The sequence below is a fragment of the Brevundimonas sp. CURTG3B2_SDJG genome, from assembly GCF_057364705.1.
In genome coordinates this window covers 1-2,975 of the sequence record NZ_JBNFOJ010000328.1, presented here as the reverse complement: position 1 = coordinate 2,975, position 2,975 = coordinate 1, and the positions used below count along the sequence as shown (strand labels likewise).

Annotated in this window: 3 protein-coding genes and 2 pseudogenes; all 5 read left to right on the top strand. The window is 72.3% G+C overall.

Annotation, left to right across the window (positions count from 1 at the left end; translation table 11 throughout):
* A pseudogene (locus AC2W7C_RS16035) lies at positions 1–361 on the top strand (hypothetical protein); the annotation flags it as partial.
* Between the two features lie 195 nt (positions 362–556).
* Positions 557–742 carry a hypothetical protein gene (locus AC2W7C_RS16030; protein ID WP_486002293.1) on the top strand — a complete coding sequence of 62 codons (186 nt, stop codon included), beginning with the start codon at positions 557–559 and terminating at the stop codon, positions 740–742.
* Positions 721–1,209 carry a thioredoxin domain-containing protein gene (locus AC2W7C_RS16025; RefSeq protein WP_486002292.1) on the top strand — a complete coding sequence of 163 codons (489 nt, stop codon included), beginning with the start codon at positions 721–723 and terminating at the stop codon, positions 1,207–1,209. The genes AC2W7C_RS16030 and AC2W7C_RS16025 overlap by 22 nt, the downstream gene beginning before the upstream one ends.
* An 8-nt stretch (positions 1,210–1,217) precedes the next feature.
* Entirely contained in the window at positions 1,218–1,844 is a 627-nt protein-coding gene (locus AC2W7C_RS16020; protein WP_486002291.1) for a thioredoxin domain-containing protein, read from the top strand.
* Positions 1,845–1,857: 13 nt separating this feature from the next.
* A pseudogene (locus AC2W7C_RS16015) lies at positions 1,858–2,975 on the top strand (AAA family ATPase); the annotation flags it as partial.

Below are 2,975 nucleotides of genomic sequence, written 5' to 3'. Positions count from 1 at the left end.
CGCGGGTGACCCGGCCCCAGAAGCTGACCCGCGGCCGGGACGGCGCGGGCGGGACCCTGGAACTGCGCGTGGCCGGCCGGCCGCCCTGTTGGTCCAGCACCAGTCCGAGGACATCCTGCAGCGGGTCAATCTGTTCCTGGGCGCCGGCTCGGTGGACAAGCTGCGCATCGCCCAGGGGCCGGTGAAGCCGCTGTCGGACGCGCCGTCTTGCCCGGTCCGCGCGGCGAAGCCCGCCCCCCTGCCCGCGGCCGTGGAGGCCGAGCTGAAGCAGTCGATCCAGCGGGCCGCCGATCCCCTGAAGGGGCCGCTGGAGCAGTTGGGGCGCGCGGTCCTGTCGCGCCGCGACGGCGACGCCCATTGACAAGCTCGGCCTGCCCGGGTCTCGAATGACGCCGGGCGCGGGCGTCATCGGACCATCGGTTTCCTGTGATGAGGCGCGGCCTGGAACGGATGCGGGCTTGACCTTTTCCTGCCGCACCTGTTCTCGAAAACCCTTGGACGCGCGCCTTCACGGGAATCGCGCGATGCTGACGAAACAGTCTTTGAGGAAGACGCCATGAGCGCGAAGATCAACTACGCCGCGATGAGCCGCCGCGCCGCGATCACCGCGGCCGCCCTGGCCGCGATGGCGACCCTGAGCGGCTGCGGCGGCAGCGGCGGCGCCGGTTCGGCGGCCAAGGGCGACATGGCCCTGGGCGCGCCGGACGGCGCAAGGTCACCGTGGTGGAATACGCCTCGGTGACCTGCCCGCACTGCGCCGCCTGGCAGGTCAGCACCTGGCCGGCGTTCAAGGCCAAGTACGTGGACACCAACAAGGTCCGCTACGTGTTCCGCGAGCTGCCGACCCCGCCCCAGAACGTGGCGACCGCCGGCTTCCTGATCGCCCGCTGCGCCGGCGACGACAAGTATTTCGACGTCATCCACGCCATCATGGCCAGCCAGGAAGAATGGCGTGCGGGCGTCAATCCGCGCGACACCCTGTTCCGGGTCGGCAATGGCGCGGGCATGAGCAACGCCCAGATCGAGGCCTGCATCCGCGACCCCGAAGCCCTGAAGGCCGCCGACGAGCGCTTCCGCGCCGCCTTCAAGGCCGGCGTCACCGGCACGCCCGCCTTCTTCGTCAACGGGACCCAGGTGGTCTCGCCGGGCGAGGAAGGGGCCACCCTGGCCGACCTGTCGCGCGCCATCGACGCCGAACTGGCCAAGTAGGACGGCGGATGAACCGGGGCCGTCGGTCGCTGCTGCTGATCCTGGCGCTGGCCTCGCTGGCGCCCGTCGGCGCGGCCTCGGCCCCGGCCATCGCGACCGAGCCGGTGGCGCCCGTGACCGCCGCCGACCGGTCGATCGGCCGCGCCGACGCGCCGGTGACGGTGATCGAATACGCCTCGTTCTCGTGCCACCACTGCGCGGACTGGCACCAGTTCGTCTTTCCGACCTTCAAGCAGCGGCTGGTCGACACCGGCCACGTGAGGTTCGTGTTCCGCAACCTGCCGACCGACCCGGAGCAGATGTCCCTGCCCGCGGCCGCTCTGGCCCGTTGCGCCGCGCCGGAGAAATTCTTCGACGTGACCGCGGTGCTGATGCGCGGCCAGGCGGCGGTGCTGCGCGGCGGACGGCTGGAGGACTGGTACGCCCCGGCCATCGCCGCCAGCGGCCGGACGCGGGCCCAGATCGAGGCCTGCACGGCCACCCAGGCCACCCGCGACGCCATCAACCGCGACATCAACAGCGCCATCGCGGCCGACGCCACCTCGACCCCCGCCTTCTTCGTCAACGGCCGGCGGGTGACCGACCGGTCGCTGGGCGGGCTGGAAGTGGCCGTTCGCGCGGCCCAGGCCCGCTGAGGCCCGTCGCCCGGTGCAGTTCCAGCGCCTCAGGCTCGTCGGCTTCAAATCCTTCGTCGACCCGTCGGAGTTCCACATCGAGCCTGGCCTGACCGGGATCGTCGGTCCCAACGGCTGCGGCAAGTCCAACGTGCTGGAAAGCCTGCGCTGGGTGATGGGGGCCAACTCGGCCAAGGCCATGCGCGGCCAGGGCATGGACGACGTCATCTTCGCCGGCGCCGCCAACCGGCCGCCGCGCAGCCACGCCGAAGTCCAGCTGACCATCGACAACACGCAGCGGAAAGCACCCCAGCCCTTCACCGACAGCGCGGTGATCGAGGTGTCGCGCCGCATCGATCGGGGCCAGGGCTCGACCTACCGCATCAACGGCAAGGAGGTCCGGGCCCGCGACGTGCAGCTGCTGTTCGCCGACGCCTCGACCGGCGCGAACTCGCCCGCTCTGGTGCGCCAGGGTCAGATCAGCGAACTGATCGCCGCCAAGCCCCAGAACCGCCGCCGCATCCTGGAAGAGGCGGGCGGCGTCGCCGGCCTGCACACCCGCCGCCACGAGGCCGAGCTGCGCCTGAAGGCCGCCGAGACCAATCTCGAACGGCTGGACGATATCGGCCGCGAGCTGGAGACCACCCTGACCCGGCTGAAGCGCGAGGCGCGTCAGGCCGAGAAGTACAAGAAGATCTCGGCCGAGATCCGGGCCTTGCAGGCCTCGCTGCTCTACGTGCGCTGGAACGACGCGCGCGTGGCGGCCGAGGCGGCCAGGGCCGAGCTGGCCGAGGCCGATCGCGCGGTGCTGGAGGCGACGACCGCCTCGGGCCGCGCCCAGACGGCGTCGCTGACGCCCAGGAGGCGCTGAAGCCGGCCCGGGAAGAGGACGCCGTCGCCGGCGCCCTGCTGCACCGGGCCTCGCTGGAGCGCGACCGGCTGGACATGGCCGAGGCAGGCGGCGCGGGCCGAAGTCGACCGGCTGAAGGCGGAGGGGGCTGCGCATCGCCGCCGACATCCAGCGTGAGACCGGCATGGCCGGCGACGCCGAGAGCGAACTGGCGCGCCTGACCGAGGCGTTCGAGGCACTGTCCGCCGAGATCGCGGCCGCTCCGGCGCGCGGGCCCGAGCTGGAGGCCGGCCCTGGCCGCG

Excerpts from the sequence above, each read along its gene's own strand:
- AC2W7C_RS16030 (WP_486002293.1), top strand. The coding sequence starts at position 557 with ATGAGCGCGAAGATCAACTACGCCGCGATGAGCCGCCGCGCCGCGATC.
- AC2W7C_RS16020 (WP_486002291.1), top strand. The coding sequence starts at position 1,218 with ATGAACCGGGGCCGTCGGTCGCTGCTGCTGATCCTGGCGCTGGCCTCG.